At 36.7% G+C, this 3,403-nt stretch carries 4 protein-coding genes and 2 pseudogenes; 2 read left to right on the forward strand and 4 right to left on the reverse strand.

The features are described from left to right. The first annotated feature begins 32 nt into the window (after positions 1-32). Positions 33-248, forward strand: a complete 216-nt coding sequence (locus B4F08_RS02280; protein WP_291372879.1) for a hypothetical protein — start codon at positions 33-35, stop codon at positions 246-248. A gap of 68 nt (positions 249-316) precedes the next feature. Here B4F08_RS02280 and B4F08_RS02285 read toward each other — a convergent pair whose 3' ends face one another. The 4 genes and pseudogenes from B4F08_RS02285 to B4F08_RS02305 form a co-directional block, all read right to left on the reverse strand. Then, the gene (locus tag B4F08_RS02285) at positions 317-1,105 is read right to left on the reverse strand and encodes a pseudouridine synthase (RefSeq protein ID WP_086210209.1); all 789 of its coding nucleotides are present in this window, start codon (positions 1,103-1,105) and stop codon (positions 317-319) included. A 534-nt stretch (positions 1,106-1,639) separates the two neighbouring features. After that, positions 1,640-1,810, reverse strand: a complete 171-nt coding sequence (locus B4F08_RS02295) for a hypothetical protein (RefSeq protein WP_162622360.1) — start codon at positions 1,808-1,810, stop codon at positions 1,640-1,642. A 121-nt stretch (positions 1,811-1,931) separates the two neighbouring features. Then, positions 1,932-2,552: a tetratricopeptide repeat protein gene (locus B4F08_RS02300; protein ID WP_291372884.1), complete on the reverse strand. Its 621-nt coding sequence runs from the start codon at positions 2,550-2,552 to the stop codon at positions 1,932-1,934. A gap of 61 nt (positions 2,553-2,613) precedes the next feature. Next, positions 2,614-3,021: pseudogene (locus tag B4F08_RS02305) on the reverse strand (transposase); the annotation flags it as partial. Between the two features lie 55 nt (positions 3,022-3,076). On the opposite strand from B4F08_RS02305, the pseudogene B4F08_RS02310 reads away from it, so the two are divergent. Further along, a pseudogene (locus tag B4F08_RS02310) lies at positions 3,077-3,403 on the forward strand (transposase); the annotation flags it as partial.

A 3,403-nucleotide genomic window follows, 5' to 3' on the forward strand; every position in this document is an offset into this window, starting at 1 on the left:
TCCATTATTTTGGCTAGGATCATACGTTTGAAATGAAAAATGTAGAGTTTTTTAATGATAGCTTACAGGATAGTAATTTTTTTGATGATATCTTTGGAGATACGGGGGAAATCCTTACGGCAAAAATAAAAATTGAATATGAAAATGTTTATGGGCATAAATTTGAAGAGATATGGGAAATAAAATCTCCGCTAAAGAGTGATTTTGATAAAATGTTAAAGCAATACGATTTTGAAAGAGAAAAATAAATATATGTACTTTCTGTATAGTATTAATTATTAAAGCCCACTTTCGTGGGCTTTAAAACAATCAAATCTTAACGACCATTACGTCCACGACCACGTGGTGCTTTCGTATTGGGGCGAGTAGTACCATTGGTTTTACGTTTTGGCTTCTCGCTTTCGTCCATTTGCCAAATACGCTTTGTACCTGACTTTTTCACAGAACCATCTTTGTTCTTACGAACCATAGGCTTACCGCCTGTACCACCCGGTTTTTTTACATAAGAGCGTGAACGGTAAGGTTCTTCAGCAGGAATGTTTTGAAAGTCAGGGTATAAAAGTGGCTCGATTTCTTTGGTTTCGCCTGGTTGTAAACCCATTTGAACCAAATCAATTGCACCAATTTTAGTACGGATTAAACGTAAAGTAGGAAAACCTACAGCAGCAGTCATACGACGTACTTGGCGGTTACGGCCTTCACAAATTGAAATTTCAACCCAAGATGTCGGCACGGATGCACGAAAACGTACAGGAGGATCACGTTCCCATAACCATTCAGGTTGTTCAACTTTAGATGCTTCAGCAGGTAAAGTCATACCATCTTTAAGTTCCACACCTTTACGCAACTGCTCAAGGGCTTCTTCAGTGACATCACCATCGACCTGAACCAAATAGGTTTTAAATTTTTTATTGGCAGGGTTGGTAATGTATTGGTTTAAACCACCATGGTCAGTTAAAAATACTAAGCCTTCAGAGTCCATATCCAAACGGCCAGCCAAGCGCAAAGTCGAGTCGCTGACAAAGTCAGACATCGTCATATGTGCTTCATCTTTACGGAACTGGGAGAGGACGTCATAGGGTTTATTCAAGATGACGATTTTCATTATAACCTACTAAAATATATCAATTAATTCTGATGTGGTTTCCTGATTACCCGTTTAAGTACCCGTTTTGGATGAGGTAGGGTGAAAATTAGGAATAAAATGCCCACTAAATTGTGGGCTACTATATCAGATTTAGGCTTATGCTCCTCAACTTTATTCTTAACGTAGGAGGAATACTAGAACACATCCTTATTAGAGAGTCTAACTGGTTGCTGGATATCTCCTGCATTAACCATGTTGTAAAACTTATCTTTTCCAATAGCTAACAGCTGCTTATGTTCACCTAGAATCTAGTTCACAATTAAATTTATTTTTAATAAACAATAAATTTAAATACTTAGGTTGCTAAAACAACAATTTATAAAATATTTGGTCCATGAACCTAGCTATGAATACATAGCTTCCTACTAAAAAGGTCTTAAGAATAGACTAAGTTTGTCTAGGAGAGTGGTGGTAGTCCAACCACTAACTAAAAGGTGTCTACAAAATCGGTGGCTATTCACTCTAAAGATATACTTGATGGCTATAGGGTTTTTATTTAAAGAAAGAACCAACAAACATAACTAAGACACCAGGTAACATTCCTAAGAAGCTTGCTGCCTTTGCATCCATATGATTATTTACTTTTTCACGAAATACATGAGGACCAATAAACGTCCCTACAATACTGATGATTAGTCCAATAAATATTAAAAAATCTCCCACAGCCTTTCCTTCCTTTTTTATTTCGTATAACGTGCATTATGTTAATTTTAGAATAACTTAAAGTTCTGCAAGCACTAATTTCGCTTGTGAGTGCCCATTATTAGTGGCTTTTCTATACCACTCAAGTGCCTTTTTTATCATCTTTTCCTATACCTTGACCATTCTGATACAGTGATCCAAGATTATACTGTGCCTGAGCATTACCTTGATTAGCCGCCTTGCTATACCATTCAAATGCTTTTTCATAATTTTGTACAACACCTTCGCCATTGTCATACATCAAGGCAAGGTTAGTCTGTGCTAGATCATCTCCCTGTATAGCTGATTTTTCATACCACTCAAATGCCTTTTTATTATCTTGCGCTACACCCTGACCGCGATAATACATCAACCCAAGGGTATTTTGTGCCATCGCAAATCCTTGATTAGCTACTAAACTGTATAGTCCAAATGCTTTTTGATCATCTTTTTCTACACCTTGACCATTCTGATACAGCAGTCCAAGATTATACTGTGCCATTGCAAACCCTTGATTAGCTGCCCTGCTATACCACTCAAATGCTTTTTCATAATTCTGTATAACACCTTCACCATTGTCATACATCCATCCAAGGTTATATTGTGCCAACACATCACCATTTTCAGCTTCTCTTAATAAATCATCTGAGAACGTTGGATTCGCTAAGATTTCTATGGAAAAGACCAACCCAAAAGTAATAGCGATAAGTTTGAAAAATTTCATTTTCTGCCTTTGAATCGAAATAATATTTAATTCGTTAGATTATTAATAACCCGAATCCTGTTTAAGCCAATGATTCCATAAATTGAATTGTTGGCTTATTTCGATGGGTCAATTGATAGGCACATAAAGAGGCATAAATACCAGCTAAATAGCTTTCAACACTTCTAGCGTTACTTGTTACCAAATTATATTTCCCTTTGAGTAAACTAAATAACGTTTCTATTTTGTTGCGCTGCTTTAGGTAATATTCATCTTCTTTTGACAATTGAACTGCCTGCATGTTTTTACGATGATATGTAATTAAATTAATATCTTGTTCTTTAAGCCTAGCTTCCAGTTCATGGCTAATATAGCCATGATCAGCATAAAGCTTTGCTTTTAATCCTTCTACCAACTGTTTAACCATTTTGATGTCTGCTGTATGTCCATTAGATAAAACTGAGTTCACAATCTCACCTGATTGATTCATCGGCTTTGTTGCACAAAGCTATTCTTGAAGGCTTCTTCAGCAATATAATTTCCAGATGAAGAAGCCTGCACCTAAAATCTACCGTACAACCAATTGGTCCTCGTATAACCAAGCTTTAATCAAGTGAGGGAATATTTCAATCTGGTTTGATCCAAAGACCCAATGGTATGCACAACCACAAGGCAAGCACGGACGAAATCAAACTTATTCCTATACAGCGATTCAATGCTGTTTAATGATCAAATCTCTATTCCGTCTTTCTTTACGTATGGTCACTGGCTTTGCTCAAAGCCTGATTAAACTCAGTGGCTTGAATTGGACAGCCCCGAATATCAGTGATATTCGTACTCCACCCTCTGTAGACGACAAAAGCATATTGATA

The organism is Acinetobacter sp. UBA6720 (genome assembly GCF_002454215.1).
Taxonomy (GTDB): Bacteria; Pseudomonadota; Gammaproteobacteria; order Pseudomonadales; family Moraxellaceae; genus Acinetobacter.